Below are 17,663 nucleotides of genomic sequence, written 5' to 3'. Positions count from 1 at the left end.
CTTGGCAAAGGACTGTTCCAGAGTGGCTGGCAGCTGCAAATCACACTTTAGAGGGATCAAGCAGTACTACCTGCTGGCTATAGTCCGCTCAAGGATTTTTAAGAACGGAGCAAACGCACAAAACGGGGCGATGCATCTTTGGAATGACTTAGGGACCCTTTGGCTTCCAGTCATCCACAGCGTTTTTAGAAGTACTCACTGCCATAACAATAATGCACATGGAGTAGCGTCGATGACATCAGTAAACCAGTTCTGGCGCCGGGCGAAACTGCCCCTGGCGGTCAGTCTTGCCTCTACGCTCGCCGGGCCAGCATTCGGCGTCAGTTTCAACGTTGGTGAAATCGAAGGTCAGTTCGATTCATCCCTGTCGATCGGTGCCAGTTGGTCTACCGAGAGTGCCAACAAGAACCTCATCGGCGTCAACAACGGTGGTCGCGGCCTCTCCCAGACTTCCGATGACGGTCACTTGAACTTCGAGAGCGGGAAAACCTTCTCGAAGATCTTCAAGGGCATCCATGACCTTGAATTGAAATACGGCGACACTGGCGTTTTCGTCCGTGGCAAATACTGGTACGACTTCGAACTCAAGGACGAAAGCCGTCCTTTCAAGGACATCAGCGACAGCAACCGCAAGGAAGGCGCCAAGTCCTCCGGCGGCCAGATTCTCGACGCTTTCGTCTACCACAACTACTCCGTTGCCGATCAGCCGGGCTCCGTGCGTCTGGGCAAGCAAGTAGTGAGTTGGGGTGAAAGTACCTTCATCGGCGGCGGTATCAACTCGATCAACCCGATCGACGTGTCCGCGTTCCGTCGTCCAGGTGCCGAGATCAAGGAAGGTCTGATCCCGGTCAACATGTTCTATGTGTCCCAGAGCCTCACCGAGAACCTCTCGACCGAAGCCTTCTACCAGCTTGAATGGGACCAGACCGTTACCGACAACTGCGGTACCTTCTTCTCGCAACCGGACGTGATTTCGGATGGTTGCGACCAAAACCTCGCCGTGCTGCGCACTCGTAACGGACTCAACAGCGCACTGACGACGGCGGGGCTGCCGGCTTCGTTGCGTAACGCCAGCATCAACACCCTGGCTGCCAGGGGCGTGAACTGGGGTGATCCGGATGAAGGCGTAATCGTTCGTCGCGGCCCGGATCGCGATGCCCGTGACAGCGGTCAATTCGGCGTCTCCTTCAAATACATGTTCGATCCGCTGGACACCGAGTTCGGCGCTTACTTCATGAACTACCACAGCCGTGCGCCGATTTTCAGCGGCCAAGGTGCTCCGGCGAGCGCTTATAGCGCGGCGGGCCTGGTGGGCTCGCTGGTGGGCAGAGGTGTTCCTCTTGCTGTCGCGCGTAACCTGGCACCGACTTTGTTGCCATTGGCAGTGGCCGGTAACTCCAGCTACTACGTCGAGTACCCTGAAGATATTCGCCTGTATGGCTTGAGCTTCTCCACCACGTTACCGACAGGTACGGCGTGGAGTGGTGAGGTCAGCTATCGGCCGAACGCGCCGGTTCAGCTCAACACCACCGACATTCTCTTTTCCGGCCTGACGCCTCTGAACCCTAACGTTTCCGTGCTCCAGGGTACGCCAGGGCAGGATCAACAGGGCTATCGCCGCAAGGAAGTGACCCAGCTCCAGACGACCCTTACTCACTTCTTCGACCAGGTGATGGGCGCCGAGCGACTGACCCTGGTTGGCGAGGTCGGCTTTACTCACGTTGGCGGTCTGGAAAGCACTTCCAAAGCGCGTTACGGTCGTGACCCGAGCTACGGCCCGGGCCCGTTGCCAGGTGGTCAGTGCCAGACATTGAACAGCGGCACCCTGGCCGGTGGACCACAAAACAACGTGAGCCGCTATTGTGAAAACGACGGATTCACCACCGCAAACTCCTGGGGTTACCGCGGTCGTGCCATCTGGGAATACAACAGCGTATTCGCCGGCGTGAACCTCAAGCCGAACGTGGCCTGGTCCCATGACGTGAGCGGTTACTCGCCTGGCCCTGGCGGCAACTTCGAGGAAGGTCGCAAAGCAGTGAGCCTGGGTGTCGATGCCGAGTATCAGAACACCTACACCGCGAGCCTGGCGTACACCAACTTCTTCGACGGCAAGTACACCACCGTGGATGACCGCGACTTCGTTGCGCTCAGCTTCGGCGTGAACTTCTAAGCACTGATTATCAGGACGAACACACCTATGAAAATAACCAAGAGTCTGTTCCAAGTCGGTGTTCTGGGGCTTTCGCTGCTGGCGACCGGTGTCATGGCGGCGGTCCCGGCGGCCGAAGCGGACAAACTGGGCAAGAGCCTGACCCCGATGGGCGCCGAGATGGCGGGCAACGCTGACGGGTCTATTCCGGCCTGGAAACCGATGGCGAAAAACGCTGGCAACGTCGACGGCAAAGGCTTCCTGTCCGACCCGTTCGCCAGTGAAAAGCCGCTGTTCACCATCACTGCGCAGAACGTCGACCAGTACAAGGACAAGCTCGCACCGGGCCAGTACGCGATGTTCAAGCGCTACCCGGAAACCTTCAAGATCCCGGTCTACCCGTCCCATCGCGGCGCCACCGTGCCGGATGCCGTGTTTGCCTCCATCAAGAAAAACGCCACCAGCACCAACCTGGTGTCTGGCGGCAACGGCCTGGAAAACTTCGAAACCGCAGTTCCGTTCCCGATCCCGAAGACCGGCGTTGAAGTCATCTGGAACCACATCACCCGCTATCGCGGTGGCAGCGTGACCCGCCTGGTAACCCAGGCCACGCCACAACCGAATGGCTCGTACAGCCTGGTGTACTTCCAGGACCAGTTCGTGTTCCGCGACAAGATGAAGGATTACGATCCGGCGAACCCGGGCAACATCCTGTTCTACTTCAAGCAGAAAGTGACCGCGCCGGCACGTCTGGCCGGTGGTGTGCTGCTGGTACACGAAACCCTCGACCAGGTGAAGGAGCCGCGTTCGGCATGGGTCTACAACGCCGGTCAACGTCGCGTACGCCGCGCACCGCAAGTGTCCTATGACGGGCCGGGTACTGCGGCGGATGGCCTGCGTACCTCCGACAACCTGGACATGTACAACGGCGCGCCGGATCGTTACGACTGGAAGCTCGAAGGCAAGAAAGAGATGTACATCGCCTCCGACAGCTACAAGCTCGACTCACCTCAACTCAAGTACGACGAAATCATCAAGGCCGGTCACATCAACCAGGACCTGGCTCGTTACGAGCTGCGCCGGGTCTGGCATGTGGTGGCGACCCTGAAGGAAGGTCAGCGTCACATCTACGCCAAGCGTGACTTCTACATCGACGAAGACACCTGGCAAGCGGCCGTGATCGACCACTACGACGGTCGTAATCAACTGTGGCGTGTGGCGGAAGCTCACTCCCAGAACTACTACAACGTTCAGGTGCCGTGGTACACCCTGGAAACTTTGTACGACCTGCAATCGGGCCGCTACCTGGCACTGGGCATGAAGAACGAAGAGAAATCAGCGTATGACTTCGGCTTCACCGCCACCACCAGCGACTTCACTCCGGCTGCGCTGCGCCAAGAGGGTGTTCGCTAAGCGGTACTGAACAGAGGCCGCATCCTCTAAAAACGCCCCGACTGGTTCGGGGCGTTTTTTTTGAATTTCATAACGATCGTTGTAGCGGTCGCATTCAGGCCTGGCGTGGCTGTCGGGTTTTACCGATACCTTTGCTTGTATTCTTTTTGTAGCCATTTGTAGCAATAACCTTCATTCCCTCTTCGTTTACCGCTAGTCTGCGGACATCTGCAACGCCGCCAACCGCCATTCAAACAAGAGCCGGCCATGACTGATCTGTCCCCATACCCGGGCCCTGCAAGCGTTGCCGTCGCGGCACTGGATGGGCGCTTTTTTCGGCCTCCGTTGCCCGACGGCCATGTGCTGCGGCCTCGTCTGTGCGAGCGCCTGAGTGCGGGGCTTGGTGGCAGGCTGTTGCTGGTCAGCGCACCGGCGGGGTTTGGCAAAAGTTCGTTGGCCGTGGAGTTCTGTCAGGGCTTGCCGGCTCACTGGCAAAGTCTGTGGCTGGGGTTGAGTCCGCGAGACAGCGATCCAGGGCGTTTTCTTGAGCGGTTGCTCGAAGGCCTCCAGGACTATTATCCGCAACTCGGCAGCCAGTCCCTGGGCCTGCTGAAAATGCGGCAGCGGCATCAGCCGTTTGCCTTTGAAGAATGGCTGGACGGTTTGCTCGATGAGTTGGCTGTGCACCTGGCATCGAGTACGCCTTTGCTGTTGGTGCTTGATGACTACCATCTGGCGCAGGGCCCGGTGCTCGATCGCTGCCTGCAATTTTTCCTCAATCACCTGCCTGACGGCTTGCTGGTCATGGTCACCAGTCGGCAGCGGCCGGACTGGCATCTGGCACGCCTGCGGCTGTCACGGCAACTGCTCGAGTTGAATGAACAGGACTTGCGCCTGACTCACGAGGAAGCCTTGACCCTGCTTGATCGTCATAGCAGTTCCTTGCGCGGCGAAGCGCTGGAGAGCCTCATCCAGCGCAGCGAAGGTTGGGTTGCCGGACTGCGTTTCTGGCTACTGGCGGCGTCCGAAGCGGGCACCCAGGGTGCTTTGCCGCAGACGCTGCATGGCGGGGAAGGGCTGATCCGCGATTACCTGCTCGAAGAAGTCATCGATTGTCTGCCCGCCGAAGTGCAGTCATTCCTTTACGACACCGCACCCCAGGAACGCTTTTGCAGCGAACTGTGCGACGCCGTTCGCGAAGCCCATGACAGTGCCGAGATCCTGCGTTTTCTGCTGGCCCATCAGGTGTTCCTGGTGCCCCTGGACGAACAGGGTCACTGGTATCGCTACCACCATTTGTTTTCCGACCTGCTGCGCACCCGGCCTACCGCGCAGGCGATCGTGCCGGCGGCCACCCTGCACCTGCGCGCCTGTCGATGGTTCAATGCCCAGGGGCTGCTCGATGAGGCGGTCGAGCAGGCGTTGCGTGCCGGGCACCTGGATGTCGCGGCGAACCTGGTCCAGAACCTCTCCGAAGAACAACTGCTGGCCGAACAGAACGTTGGCATGTTGCTGCGCTGGAAAATGGACTTGCCCGACAGCCTGCTGATCAGCACGCCACGGCTGATCGTGCTGTACAGCTGGGCATTGGGGCTGGCTTGTCAGCTGGACGCCGCCGAGGAACTGGCCAGTCATTTGAGCCGCTTCCTGCCGGCCCCGTCAGCCACTGCGCAGAAATCAATGCTGGCGCAATGGCTGGCCCTGAGCGGAATCATCGCTCGCGGGCGCGGCAATCGCGAACTGACGTTGCTCTATTGCACCGAAGCGCAGGAGAGCCTGCCGGCCAAACGCTACGGGCAACGCCTGATGTGTCTCTCGACCCTGTCCAACCTGGCCATTGCCGACGGCGACTTGTGGCGCGCACGCGGGTTGAACCGTGAGTCTCTGGAGTTGGCGCAACGGGTTGGCAACCCGCTGTTCGAAGCACTGGCCCATTACGACCGCGCTCGCGTGCTGCAAGCGCGAGGGGAAATCCTTCGTTCGCTGGATGAAGTGCGTCAGGGCCTGCAACGCCTGCAACAGCTATCCCCGCAACGGCTCTATGCGGTCCGCGCCCGACTGACCTTGTACGAGGGCTTTTTACTGGCCCTGCGCTTGCAACCGCAAGCCGCACGGGCACGTTTGCAAGCCGGTTTGAGTGAAGCACGAGCCTGTCGCGACATCAGCGTATTGATCGGTCACTGCGTGATCGCCAGGCTTGAGGGCAGCAGTGGCGAATTCGCCAAAGCCTTTGCCGAACTCGCCGAAGCCGAGCGCTTGATGCACATCTGGGACGTACCGCCGATTTACTACCTGGCGATGATTACGCTGGTCAAATGCGAGCTCTGGCTAGCCCAGGGTCGCACCGATCTGGCCGAAGCCTGGCTCGCTCGCTTGGGCCAGACCTATAACGGCGAGCACGCTGCAGCGCCTCCGGAGTTCCATCCGCAACTGCCGCTGCATATCGAGTTGCAGCAGGCCTTGCTGGAGGTCATTCAAGGGCAGCCGATGCTGGCCGAAGGGCGATTGAATGCGTTGCTTGAGCATGGGCAGCAAACCGGCAGGCAGATGCTCTGCGTGATGGCGTTGACTCAGAAAGTGACGTTGTTGCTGGGGGGCGGGCGCGAACCCGAGGCCCGCAAAGCGCTGGCTCAAGCCCTGGATGCGGCGGCCGGTGGGGTGCTGCAACCGTTTGACGGGTTGTTGGCTGAACATCCGGACTGGCTGCGTAACCAACTTCAACTCGGTGTGCCGACTCCCGTTTCATTGAGCCTTTCAGAAAAACTTCCGGCAGTGACAGCCCGTCCCGCAGCGGAGTCATCCGCCGCGGCGGAACAACTCAGTGCGCGGGAAATGGCCGTCCTGCGACTGATCGCCCAAGGCTGTTCGAATCAGGAAATCAGCGATCAACTGTTTATTTCGCTGCACACGGTGAAAACCCATGCCAGCCATATCAACAGCAAGCTTGGAGTGGAGCGGCGTACGCAGGCGGTGGCGCGGGCGAAGGAGCTGGGGGTGTTGGGGTAGCGCATTTTTTTGAAGTGCATGACCGCAAATGACTCGATGCAAATGTGTGCGAAAATTGCCCATCCCCGTTTATCGAGCATGCCCCGATGTCCCTGCAGCCCACTCTCATCCGCGAAACCTTCCCCGTCGGCCCTCTCCAGTGCAACTGCACGATCATCGGCGATCCGATCACCAAAAAGGCGATCGTGGTCGATCCTGGTGGCAATCACGAACTGATCCTCGCGCGGCTTGACGCTCTGGGTCTGAAGGTGGTCAGCATCATTCACACCCACGCGCACCTCGATCACTTCCTGGCTTCCGGTCAGTTGAAGGAGAAAACCGGCGCAACCCTGCATTTGCATAAAGAAGATCAATTTCTCTGGGACAACCTGGAGATGCAGTGCCAGATGTTCGGTGTGCCTTACACGCCGGTGCCGTCGCCGGATCGCTGGTTGGCCGATGATGAAGAACTGGCGTGCGGTTGCGGCGTGGCGTTGCACACGCCGGGTCATACGCCGGGCTCCATGAGCTTTTGGTTTTCAGAGGCTAAGCTGCTGATTGCCGGTGACACGTTGTTTCGTCGCGGGGTAGGGCGCACGGATTTGTGGGGTGGCGATCAGGCGACCATCGTGCGGTCGATCAAGCAGCGGCTGTACACCCTCGATGAAGAGGCGACGGTAGTGACCGGGCATGGTCCGGACACGCGTCTGGGCGACGAAATGCGCGAGAACCCTTTTGTGCGGGCCTGATTTCTGCAGTTGTAAGGGGCGCCGCGGAATTTTTTTCATCCGCAATGATCCAACGCCCGCAAAGGTTTAATGCCTTGGTCCGTTGCACCACAGAATGCAAAAATCAGGAGCTCTTCATGTTCACCAAGCGTCGTTTGATTATTGTCGCTACTGCCGTGGCCTTGTTGTCTGGCTGCGCCTCGCCTAACCCTTACGACAATCAGGGTCAGGCCGACGGTGGCTCCACGGGCATGAGTAAAACCGCCAAGTACGGGGGCCTCGGCGCTCTGGCCGGTGCGTTGGCCGGTGCCGCCATCGGTCACGACAACCGTGGCAAGGGCGCGCTGATTGGCGCTGCCGTGGTCGGCGCTTCTGCGGCCGGTTACGGTTATTACGCCGACCAGCAAGAAAAGAAATTGCGCGCCAGCATGGCCAACACCGGGGTAGAGGTGCAGCGCCAGGGCGATCAGATCAAACTGATCATGCCGGGCAACATCACCTTCGCTACCGATTCGGCGAACATCGCGTCGAGTTTCTACCAGCCGCTGAACAATCTGGCAGGCTCGCTCAAGGAGTTCAGCCAGAACCAGATCGAGATCGTCGGTTTCACCGACAGCACCGGCAGCCGCCAGCACAACATGGACCTGTCCCAGCGTCGTGCCCAGAGCGTGGCGACCTACCTGACGTCGCAAGGCGTGAGCGGTGCCAACCTGTCGGCTCGCGGTGCCGGGCCGGATAACCCGATTGCCAGCAACGGCGACGTCAATGGCCGGGCGCAGAACCGTCGGGTCGAGGTCAACCTGAAGGCGATTCCGGGCCAGCAATATCAGCAACCGACTCAGCAGTACCAGTAACAGCCTGACTGAACCCCAGGCGTAAAAAAGCCCGCCCGATCCTCAACAGATCGGGCGGGCTTTTAGTATCGACAGCTCAGGCCCCAACGCGAGCAAGCTCGCTCCCACATTTGGAATGCGTTCCCCTGTGGGAGCGAGCTTGCTCGCGATGGGGCCCGAATGGGCGCTAGAGATATTGGATCAGCAACAAAAAAGCCCCCGGACAAATCACTCATCCGGGGGCTTTTTCATGTCGCGCGAAACCTGATTACTTCTTCAGGCCGTAATGCTCATCGAGCATGCCCGGCGCATTCGGAGCTTTGGGGGCGTAATCGCGAGGCGGTTCCTGATTGCGCGGTGGCGTCAGGCGTTCCCGTGGGGCCACTGACGCATCGGCGTGCAGGGAGGCCAGCAAGCGTTGACGGGTCTGCTCGTCCAGGGCCAGGCGGTTGGCACCCTCGGCGAGATGATCCTGCACTTCCTGATAGCTCTGAGTCAGTTTCTTGACCAGGGTTGCAGTGCTGTTGAAGTGGGTGACCACCTCGTTCTGATAACTGTCGAAACGTTCCTGAACGTCATCCAGCTGACGTTGTGTGCTGCTAGGAGCGGCATTCGGCACCAGGCGAGCGATCAGGAATCCAATGGCGACACCCACAACCAGGGCAAGAGTCGGCAACAACCAAACTAAGAGCGAGTGTTCCACGAGTCCTTCCTCTATAAACGGCTTTGCTTTACGTTAACGGCTCGAACCTGCGCTGTATACCGCGATTCACTCGCAATAGATTGGCACAGACAATTTGCTAGACGAGTCGACCCGATTCGAGGTCACGGAGTTCCTTCCTTGCTTATGCGCGAAACCCCTGTAGTGATTGATGGCCCGGTCGGCCAACTGGAAGCTCTTTATCTTGATAACGAGCAGCCCCGCGGCCTGGCGCTGATCTGCCATCCTAACCCGGTGCAGGGCGGCACCATGCTCAACAAAGTCGTCTCGACCTTGCAGCGCACCGCGCGCGATGCCGGTTTGATTACTGTGCGCTTCAACTACCGTGGCGTTGGTGCCAGTGAAGGCACCCACGATATGGGCACCGGCGAAGTCGACGACGCCCAAGCCGTTGCCGAATGGCTTCGAGCCAAACACCCCGAGTTGCCGCTGACGCTGTTCGGATTCTCCTTCGGCGGTTTTGTTGCAGCAAGTCTCGGCGGACGCCTGGAAGCGAAGGGCGAACAGCTGAAACATTTGTTCATGGTCGCGGCTGCTGTCACTCGTCTCAACGGTTATGACCTGTTGCCGGTCAACTGCCCGTTGACCTTGATCCAGCCGGAAACCGACGAAGTCATCGATCCGCAAGCCGTCTACGACTGGTCCTCGAAACTCGAGCGCCCCCATGAGCTGCTGAAAGTGGCAGAATGCGGACACTTTTTTCATGGCAAGCTGACCGATCTCAAGGATCTGATCCTGCCGCGTCTTTCGAATTGATTGCAGTCTGACAAGCGATTACCCATGACGACTCGTACACGCATCCTCACCGGCATCACCACCACCGGCACGCCGCACCTGGGCAACTACGCCGGCGCCATCCGCCCGGCGATCATCGCCAGCCGTGACAGCAATGCCGATTCGTTCTACTTCCTGGCCGACTACCACGCCCTGATCAAATGCGATGACCCGCTGCGCATCCAGCGCTCGCGTCTGGAAATCGCCGCGACCTGGTTGGCCGGTGGCCTGGACGTGGACCGCGTAACCTTCTATCGCCAGTCCGACATCCCGGAAATTCCCGAGCTGACCTGGTTGCTGACCTGCGTCGCCGCCAAGGGCCTGCTCAACCGTGCCCACGCCTACAAGGCGTCGGTGGACAAGAACGTTGAAACCGGCGAAGACCCGGACGCCGGCATCACCATGGGCTTGTACAGCTACCCGGTGCTGATGGCGGCGGACATTCTGATGTTCAACGCTCATAAGGTGCCGGTCGGTCGTGACCAGATCCAGCACGTGGAAATGGCCCGTGACATCGGCCAGCGCTTCAACCACCTGTTCGGTCAGGGCAAAGAATTCTTCACCATGCCCGAGGCGCTGATCGAAGAAAGCGTCGCCACGCTGCCAGGCCTCGACGGTCGCAAAATGTCGAAGAGCTACGACAACACCATTCCGTTGTTCAGCAGCGCCAAGGAAATGAAGGACGCGATTTCGCGGATCGTTACCGACTCCCGTGCGCCGGGCGAGGCGAAAGATCCAGACAATTCGCACCTGTTCACCTTGTTTCAGGCCTTCGCCACCCCGGCGCAGTCCGACGAATTCCGCAGCGAATTGTTGCAGGGCCTGGGTTGGGGCGAGGCGAAGAATCGTCTGTTCCAGCTGCTCGACAGCGAGCTGGGCGAGTCCCGCGAGCGTTATCACCAGCTGATCGAACGTCCGGCAGACCTGGAAGACATGCTGCAGATCGGCGCCAAAAAGGCTCGTTCGGTGGCGACACCGTTCCTCCACGAACTGCGTGAAGCGGTGGGCCTGCGCTCTTTTGTCGCTCAGACTCAAGTCGCTGCCACCACCAAGAAAAAAGCCGCGAAAGCCGCGCGTTTCGTCAGCTTCCGTGAAGACGACGGCAGTTTCCGCTTCCGTCTGCTGGCGGCCGATGGCGAACAACTGCTGTTGTCGCGCAACTTCGCCGACGGTAAAACCGCAGGCCAGGTGACCAAGCAACTGCAATCGGGTCAGCCATTGGACGTGCGCAACGAAGACCTGAGCTTCAGCGTCTGGCTGGAAGGCGAGTGCGTTGCCGACAGCCCGGCCTTTGCAGACATCGCCGGTTGCGATGCTGCCATCGAGACGCTGCGGGTTGCTCTGACGCCGGTTCAGGAATAAATCAACGGCTCGGCCCGACCAAGGGCCGATTGCCATTCCCACGGGCCGTCGCTACAGTGACGGCCCGTTTTTGTTGCCTTGCTAACGAATTATGACGCCCCTAGAACGATATCAAGCTGATCTGAAACGCCCGGAATTCTTCCATGACGCTTCGCAGGAAACTGCGGTGCGCCATTTGCAGCGCCTGTACGACGATCTGGTCGCGGCCTCGCACAGCAAACCGGGTCTGTTCGGCAAACTGTTTGGCAAGAAAGACGCGGCGCCGGTCAAGGGTCTGTACTTCTGGGGTGGCGTCGGTCGCGGCAAGACCTATTTGGTCGACACCTTCTTCGAAGCGCTGCCGTTCAAGGAAAAGGTCCGCACTCACTTCCACCGCTTCATGAAGCGCGTGCACGAAGAGATGAAGACCCTCGGCGGTGAGAAGAACCCGCTGACCATCATCGCCAAGCGCTTCTCCGACGAAGCCCGGGTGATTTGTTTCGATGAGTTCTTCGTGTCCGACATCACCGACGCGATGATCCTCGGCACGTTGATGGAAGAGCTGTTCAAGAACGGCGTGACCCTGGTCGCGACCTCGAACATCGTGCCGGACGGTCTGTACAAGGACGGCCTGCAACGTGCGCGCTTCCTGCCGGCCATTGCGCTGATCAAGCAGAACACCGACATCGTCAATGTCGACAGCGGCGTCGATTATCGTCTGCGCCACCTTGAACAAGCGGAGCTGTTTCACTTTCCGCTCGACGATGAATCCCACGAAAGCTTGCGCAAGAGCTTCCGCGCCCTGACGCCGGAATGCACGGCAGCCATCGAAAACGACGTGCTGATGATCGAAAACCGCGAAATCCGTGCGTTGCGCACCTGCGATGATGTGGCCTGGTTCGACTTCCGCGAACTCTGCGACGGCCCGCGCAGCCAGAACGATTACATCGAGCTGGGCAAGATCTTCCACGCCGTGTTGCTCAGCGGTGTCGAGCAGATGAGCGTCACCACCGACGACATCGCCCGGCGCTTTATCAACATGGTCGACGAGTTCTACGACCGCAACGTGAAGCTGATCATTTCCGCTGAAGTCGAGCTCAAAGACCTCTACACCGGCGGGCGCCTGAACTTCGAGTTCCAGCGCACCCTCAGCCGTTTGTTGGAAATGCAGTCCCACGAGTTCCTGTCCCGGGCGCATAAGCCGTAGGACATTTTGAAAAATGAAAAAGGGCCTGCATTGCAGGCCCTTTTTTGTGCGCTGTGTTTCAGTTTTGAACGAGAAAGCGTGCCAGTTCATCTTGTCGCTGGCAGCCGACGAGCAGCCACAGCAGGATTCGGGCTTTGCGTGGACAGAGAAATCCAGCCATCAATGCACCTTTACTGATCAGGTCCATCTCGCTGCCAATAAATCCGTAGGTCGATACAGCCGTGGAGCCGGAACCTGTCCGGGTGGCAACGATGACAGGGATTTTTCTGGCGATGGTTTCAATGACATCCATCCAGCTCGCGCCAACGTGTCCTGCACCGAAACCCGCAATCACCAACCCGTCGTAACCCAGTTCGAGGATGTTCTCGATTAACAGGGTATCGGCGCAAAGCGGCGCTTCCAGCAGAGCAATCTTCTGTGTGGTCAGCTGTGGCAACGGCAGGATCCTGCGCCGGCCTGGCAGGCGCAGATAGTTGACGGTGTTTTCCATCAGCATGCCGGCAGGACCAACGATAGGGGAGGAAAACGCCTGCAATGCCAATGAATCGGTTTTGCGGACGGCGTTCGCTGAATGAATCTGTCCGTTCATCACCACGTGAACGCCTCGTCGACGGCTGCTTTCAGCCAGTGCAACCCGGCAAGCATCCAGCAGATTCGCCGGACCATCGGCCCCTGCCTGGGCTGCCGAACGCATGGCGCCGGTCAGGACCAACGGCTCGTCGTGGTCCCACAAATAGTCAAAAAATGTGGCGGTTTCCTCTAGGGTGTCCGTGCCTTGAGTGATGACAACACCCACCGCACCTTGGCCGATTTGAACATTCGCCCATGAAAGGACGCTTAGCAAAAAGTCGAAATCCAGTGAGGCACTCGGCAACAGTCCGAGCGTTTCTACGGTGACCCGTGCCAAGGTCGCCAACTCTGGCACCGAGGCCAGCAGGGTTTCGCCGCTGACGGTCGGGATCACCCCTTCACCAGCGTTGCTGGCTTGCATGCTCACGGTGCCGCCGAGCGCCGCAATGGCCAGTTTGGGCAGATCCATGTGATACCTCATTTGCTTGTGATGAGAAGTGGCTGTATCCGGATTTGAGTCCGAGATACAGCCCAATCGCGACGTTCGTCAGCTGGCTACCAGCAGTCCGACAAACGGAATGATCAGCAACGTACTGATGGCCATGGCCAGTACATTGCCGATGAAACCGTGCATGTCGGCCGGCAAACGCTTGGCAATCGCGCACGCCAGCGGTGGCGCAATCAGTGTCCCCAGCAGTGCGCTTGAGGCGATGACCTGCCAGCTGCCACCGTACGTCAGAACGGCCGCCGGCACGACTGACACCAATGGAACATAGGTGGGATACCAGCCGCGCAGTATCCATTGCCGACGCCAGATCACTACTCCTAATGCCGAGGTCAACGCTTGCGCGGCGATTAGTTGGGGCAGCAAGCCCGTGCCATACACCGGGCTCGTCGGGTTCAAGGTGTAAGCCAGCAGGGCGCCCGCGATCAAGCCGAGACTGGCCCATTCATTGCCGAAGAACGGCGCTTCCGAAAAGTCGGCCAACACCCGGCGTAGACTCCATACGACGCCATAGTCCGGCGTTTTGGTGATGACGGGTGCGGGCACAGGGGGGCACGGCTTCTTGAGTGGGTCGGGCTTCACCAGGCTCGGCAGGTAACGGCAGAGCAGAAAAGCGCCGACGCTGGCGACCGCCATGCCCGTGACGTTGCCGATCACAGCTGGCAATCCGAGGGGATTGCAGACGTAATTGACGATCAACAAGCACATCGGAGTGACGAACACGGCGCCCATGATTGCGCCATTGATCGTGACCTTCCAGCCGCCGCCAAACATCAGCACCATCGCCGCCGGCAATGAAACAAAGGCGGCAAACGTGGGTTGCCAACGGGTGGCCGTCACCGTCCAGCCCCACAGAAGGTTGCTCAGCAACAGGCCAAGCAACGAGCTGGTGACGAGCCACGGCCATAATCCGCTGCCGTAGCAAATGGTAAAACCTTGCCAGGCTTTTCCCGTTCGATTCGCCCAGTAGGCCAGATAGGCGCCTGCAAGCAGTCCGATCGAAGCGAACTCGTGTTTGTAGAACGCAACCTCGCTGATGTCTCCCAGGACCCAGCGCAACCAGGCACTCGGCTCCGGGAGGCTAGATACCATGTGACTGTAGTCTGGCCAATGGGCTGACCAGGATGTCCGGTAGGTGAATGAAAGCCAGATGATCAACAGTGCCGTGCCGAGCATCAGCCAGATGATCGCCGTATCCAGCGGCGACCTGGCGGCAAGCCGGTTTTGCGGTTTTTCGTTTGCAGTTTCCATCACTCATCCTCCCTTAATCAGCGCGGCAGACAAGGGTGCTGGGTGTAACCGAGCATTTGATCGTAGAGATCGGCTCGACGATCGCGATGCAAATCGTTCAAGTTGTTCCAGATCGGCGCGCTGCGCGAGCTGGTCAGGTCGATGTCGGCAAACAGGATCTCCTGCTTGTCCGCTGAAGCCACCTGGCCAATCGGCCAGCCGTTGGTGCCCGCGATCAGCGAACAACCCAGGTAACGTGCACCTCGCTCTTCGCCGATCCGGCTCGCCGCCGCAATAAACACATTGTTGACGTGAGCCGCCGTCATCGTCAGGTACGACGCCATGCACTTGCCGGCGTCATCGAACAGGGGCGGCGGGGTCCAGACCCAGTTGTTCAGGCTGCAAATAATGTCGGCGCCTTGCTGGCTCAAAATGCGCGGGACTTCCGGGAACCAGATATCCCAGCAGATCAACAACCCGATGCGACCGATGGGGGTGTCGAAAACCGGGAAGCCCAGATCGCCCGGCGTGAACCACAATTTTTCCAGATTCCATAAATGTGCCTTTCGGTACTTGCCGATGAAGCCGTCAGGCCCGACAAGAACGCCGGTGTTGAACAGCTGCATGCCGTCGCGCTCCGTCAAACCGGCGACCAGATAAACCTTGTGTTGGCGGGCAAAGTCCATCCAGCTCTGCACGCTCGGCCCGCTGGGAACGGCCTCCGAATGCTCGAACGCATCCTGCCGGGTTTCGAAGAAGTAACCTGTACTTGAAAGCTCGGGCAGGACGATGAGATTCGCACCGTCATTTGCCGCTTCCAACGCTAATTTCAGGCTGTTACGCAGATTTGCTTCGCGATTTTGCATGCCGACTTGTGGATCGAATTGCACGACTGCTACACGAACAGGGCTTGTTGGCTCGCTCATTCCCGATGACCTCTTTTTATTGTTATTCACGCTGTTTAATTGCGTGCTTATGAGAGTCGAATCGGCGAGAGCGTGTAAGTCAGCTATTTCCGTTTAGGGTGTAGTCCGTATCCCAAGATGACTGCGCGAGGCGCTTGACAGGAGGGTCGCCAAAGTAGAGCCAATGCACATCGTGCATGGCTCCAGGGCAAGGAAGTTGATCAGGTTCTGACGTTATAGTGCGGATAGTCGCTCATGGAAAAACCGCCATGGAAGGCCGCGCCGGTTTTGTTGCAGATATGAATGACCGCATCGACGGCGCCCCGAAAGCACGGCTCGGTCCAGCCAGCATCGACTGAAAACGACTCCCCGGAAAAATGCAGACCTGAAACATGCGCGAAGTCCCGGTTGTACTTCATCAGGCTGACGGCGTCGTAGTAGGTGCCGGGTCGGTATAACTTCGCACAACCCAGCGCATTTTTATCGGTGATCCAACGTTGGACCACGGCTTGATCCAAGCCAATGTAGGGAGTGATTTTCTCCTGGATATTGGCGGAATGCATAAGGATCCGGTCCAGCTCTTTGGCACATTTGTTCACCAGTTCCTTGTCGGTGAATGAGGCCAGTTTGGTGGCGTCATCCTCCCATGTGTAACTTAAAAGGATGCGGTCATAACTGTAGTTATCGTTGTAGCGGTAGGTGTAGATGTCGTGGATGAAGCTGTCAGTGACGATGGCTTGCGGGATTTTGCTGTTTTTCGAAAGGAAGGATTTTTTTAACGGTGCGAAGACTTTGCAACTGGTTTCCCAGTGCGCGGTTTTGTAGGCATTGATTGTCTCGAACGGCAGCATCTGTGGCGTGAAGTTTTCAAGCGTGATGCGAGTTTCGATCAGCCACGAGGGAAGGGTCATGATGACCGAATCAAAGTCATCGAAGTGTTCCTGGATTTGCTCGGGTTGGCCGTGTTTCGAGTTGTAGTAGACGCGTGTTTTCTGGTTCGTCAGTTTTTTAAGTTTTGTAACGGATGAGTCCATGAGCAAACCGTTGTTTCTTTCCCGGCAGTGTTCGTAGAAGGACCTTCCGGTTTCGTCGGTTTTCATGAACAGCAGGCATTCGTCCAGCGCTGCGAGTCCGATGTAGCGTGGCCTGTCGAAACTCAGCCCCCTTGAGTCTAAAACGGCTTCGTTCTGCAGGCAGGGTGAATCCAGCGGATCGCCAGTTGAGTCGACCCGACCATGGATCAATTGCAGCTGGCTGCTGAATCCAAAAATGGCAGTGCGCAGGGGATAAAGGGAGCAGACATCGTAAAAGGCACCCCAGCTACCGTCGCCGATGCCAATGGCATAGAAGATCGCGGACTCCTGCGCGGACATTCCCATTCCGCCAAAGTCCCCCGGTGAGCGTTCATCCCAAGCTTGCAGGGCGGGCATGCTGACCAGGTCGCGAAACGAAACGCTCTCGTATTTTTCGACGATAGCGGCCCACATGGCTTCCCATTCCTGACTGGTGTAAACCTCTGCGACGTGCCGGGTCATGCGATCGGCAAAGGCCTTCCACTTTGCATAAATCTTTTGCAATTCTTCACCGGGAGGTGGTGTCTGGCCATCTTCATTTTTCCAGATCAACATCTGCGGAGTCGGTCCGCCGCCCATGCTGCCCTCTCGCAGATAGATCCCGGTCGAAGTGACCCATTGGCTTCCGGGATTGGCAAAATCTGAAAACACCAGGTCGAACGCCTTGGCGTAGTAAGCCATCAGCGACTGGCCCTCTGTCGGTGACTCGTCCGCCCGGTTGAAGAAGGGCATGCGCATGGCCCCCATTTCAAACGGTGTATGACTCATCGCCGAGTTCGGGCTTCCAGAAACGGTCAGGTGTCTGCCGCCTATGCGTCTGGATTGTTCTATGAGGGTGATATGGGTGAACCCGCAACGATAAAGTTCTCTGGCGGCAGTCAGTCCGGTGACGCCGGCGCCAATAATGCAAATTTTATGTTGTGGGTCAGTTGCCTTGGCGATGCCGTTGTCCAGTTCAACCAATGCTCGATAGTCGAAGCACAAGTCGGGCGGGTTGGGGAAACGGGCCTTCCACTTGTTTTCCGCCGAGCGTTTTGGGCGAGCGGCATCCTTCGCGGCATAGGAGGGGTAGTTGTAGCTTGATCCGATAGTCACTGTTGATCTTCCCTGATGGTGTTTTCAGGGACGATGTTGAGGTTCTGAACGCGCAGCGTATAGGCGACAAGTAAGGCTCTCAGATACTCTTTATTCGTTTTTTATCGTGGGAAAAGACCTGCAGGGCTCCGGCTAAGGATCCCTGCGGTATTGGG

The 17,663-nt window shown here is 58.5% G+C and carries 13 protein-coding genes; 8 read left to right on the top strand and 5 right to left on the bottom strand.

Annotation, left to right across the window (positions count from 1 at the left end):
- Nucleotides 1-232 precede the first annotated feature (232 nt).
- From ACYZT7_RS27010 to ACYZT7_RS26990, 5 genes are all read left to right on the top strand, one after another.
- On the top strand, nucleotides 233-2,170 hold the full coding sequence (locus ACYZT7_RS27010) for a DUF1302 domain-containing protein (protein WP_462038901.1): 1,938 nt from the start codon (nucleotides 233-235) through the stop codon (nucleotides 2,168-2,170).
- 27 nt (nucleotides 2,171-2,197) lie between these two features.
- Entirely contained in the window at nucleotides 2,198-3,562 is a 1,365-nt protein-coding gene (locus tag ACYZT7_RS27005) for a DUF1329 domain-containing protein (RefSeq protein ID WP_462038900.1), read from the top strand.
- 246 nt (nucleotides 3,563-3,808) lie between these two features.
- Complete coding sequence (locus ACYZT7_RS27000; RefSeq protein ID WP_462038899.1) at nucleotides 3,809-6,547, top strand: LuxR C-terminal-related transcriptional regulator; 2,739 nt, start codon at nucleotides 3,809-3,811, stop codon at nucleotides 6,545-6,547.
- 86 nt (nucleotides 6,548-6,633) lie between these two features.
- The gene (locus ACYZT7_RS26995; RefSeq protein WP_282378946.1) at nucleotides 6,634-7,275 is read left to right on the top strand and encodes an MBL fold metallo-hydrolase; all 642 of its coding nucleotides are present in this window, start codon (nucleotides 6,634-6,636) and stop codon (nucleotides 7,273-7,275) included.
- Between the two features lie 116 nt (nucleotides 7,276-7,391).
- Complete coding sequence (locus tag ACYZT7_RS26990; RefSeq protein ID WP_282378948.1) at nucleotides 7,392-8,108, top strand: OmpA family protein; 717 nt, start codon at nucleotides 7,392-7,394, stop codon at nucleotides 8,106-8,108.
- 247 nt (nucleotides 8,109-8,355) lie between these two features.
- On the opposite strand, the gene ACYZT7_RS26985 is transcribed toward ACYZT7_RS26990, so the two are convergent.
- Nucleotides 8,356-8,790, bottom strand: a complete 435-nt coding sequence (locus ACYZT7_RS26985; protein ID WP_282378951.1) for a Z-ring associated ZapG family protein — start codon at nucleotides 8,788-8,790, stop codon at nucleotides 8,356-8,358.
- Nucleotides 8,791-8,934: 144 nt separating this feature from the next.
- Between ACYZT7_RS26985 and ACYZT7_RS26980 the strand changes: the two genes are divergently transcribed.
- From ACYZT7_RS26980 to zapE, 3 genes are all read left to right on the top strand, one after another.
- The gene (locus ACYZT7_RS26980) at nucleotides 8,935-9,564 is read left to right on the top strand and encodes an alpha/beta hydrolase (RefSeq protein ID WP_462038898.1); all 630 of its coding nucleotides are present in this window, start codon (nucleotides 8,935-8,937) and stop codon (nucleotides 9,562-9,564) included.
- Between the two features lie 24 nt (nucleotides 9,565-9,588).
- Nucleotides 9,589-10,944: a tryptophan--tRNA ligase gene (locus ACYZT7_RS26975; protein ID WP_462038897.1), complete on the top strand. Its 1,356-nt coding sequence runs from the start codon at nucleotides 9,589-9,591 to the stop codon at nucleotides 10,942-10,944.
- Between the two features lie 91 nt (nucleotides 10,945-11,035).
- The gene (gene zapE / locus ACYZT7_RS26970; RefSeq protein WP_449643050.1) at nucleotides 11,036-12,130 is read left to right on the top strand and encodes a cell division protein ZapE; all 1,095 of its coding nucleotides are present in this window, start codon (nucleotides 11,036-11,038) and stop codon (nucleotides 12,128-12,130) included.
- Between the two features lie 58 nt (nucleotides 12,131-12,188).
- On the opposite strand, the gene ACYZT7_RS26965 is transcribed toward zapE, so the two are convergent.
- From ACYZT7_RS26965 to ACYZT7_RS26950, 4 genes are all read right to left on the bottom strand, one after another.
- Nucleotides 12,189-13,169, bottom strand: coding sequence for an asparaginase (locus ACYZT7_RS26965; protein WP_462038896.1), 981 nt, complete (start codon nucleotides 13,167-13,169; stop codon nucleotides 12,189-12,191).
- A 78-nt stretch (nucleotides 13,170-13,247) separates the two neighbouring features.
- On the bottom strand, nucleotides 13,248-14,456 hold the full coding sequence (locus ACYZT7_RS26960; RefSeq protein ID WP_462038895.1) for a hypothetical protein: 1,209 nt from the start codon (nucleotides 14,454-14,456) through the stop codon (nucleotides 13,248-13,250).
- Nucleotides 14,457-14,473: 17 nt separating this feature from the next.
- Entirely contained in the window at nucleotides 14,474-15,361 is an 888-nt protein-coding gene (locus ACYZT7_RS26955) for a nitrilase family protein (RefSeq protein WP_462038894.1), read from the bottom strand.
- 200 nt (nucleotides 15,362-15,561) lie between these two features.
- Complete coding sequence (locus ACYZT7_RS26950; RefSeq protein ID WP_462038893.1) at nucleotides 15,562-17,508, bottom strand: flavin monoamine oxidase family protein; 1,947 nt, start codon at nucleotides 17,506-17,508, stop codon at nucleotides 15,562-15,564.
- Between the last annotated feature and the right edge of the window lie 155 nt (nucleotides 17,509-17,663).

Source organism: Pseudomonas sp. RT4P38, from assembly GCF_054897765.1.
This window is presented reverse-complemented; position numbering and strand designations above follow the sequence as displayed.

Bases quoted from the DNA above. Each gene is read 5' to 3' on its own strand.
- ACYZT7_RS27010 (WP_462038901.1), top strand. From the start codon at position 233: ATGACATCAGTAAACCAGTTCTGGCGCCGGGCGAAACTGCCCCTGGCG.
- ACYZT7_RS27005 (WP_462038900.1), top strand. From the start codon at position 2,198: ATGAAAATAACCAAGAGTCTGTTCCAAGTCGGTGTTCTGGGGCTTTCG.
- ACYZT7_RS27000 (WP_462038899.1), top strand. From the start codon at position 3,809: ATGACTGATCTGTCCCCATACCCGGGCCCTGCAAGCGTTGCCGTCGCG.
- ACYZT7_RS26995 (WP_282378946.1), top strand. From the start codon at position 6,634: ATGTCCCTGCAGCCCACTCTCATCCGCGAAACCTTCCCCGTCGGCCCT.
- ACYZT7_RS26990 (WP_282378948.1), top strand. From the start codon at position 7,392: ATGTTCACCAAGCGTCGTTTGATTATTGTCGCTACTGCCGTGGCCTTG.
- ACYZT7_RS26980 (WP_462038898.1), top strand. From the start codon at position 8,935: ATGCGCGAAACCCCTGTAGTGATTGATGGCCCGGTCGGCCAACTGGAA.
- ACYZT7_RS26975 (WP_462038897.1), top strand. From the start codon at position 9,589: ATGACGACTCGTACACGCATCCTCACCGGCATCACCACCACCGGCACG.
- zapE (WP_449643050.1), top strand. From the start codon at position 11,036: ATGACGCCCCTAGAACGATATCAAGCTGATCTGAAACGCCCGGAATTC.
- ACYZT7_RS26965 (WP_462038896.1), bottom strand. From the start codon at position 13,169: ATGGATCTGCCCAAACTGGCCATTGCGGCGCTCGGCGGCACCGTGAGC.
- ACYZT7_RS26960 (WP_462038895.1), bottom strand. From the start codon at position 14,456: ATGGAAACTGCAAACGAAAAACCGCAAAACCGGCTTGCCGCCAGGTCG.
- ACYZT7_RS26955 (WP_462038894.1), bottom strand. From the start codon at position 15,361: ATGAGCGAGCCAACAAGCCCTGTTCGTGTAGCAGTCGTGCAATTCGAT.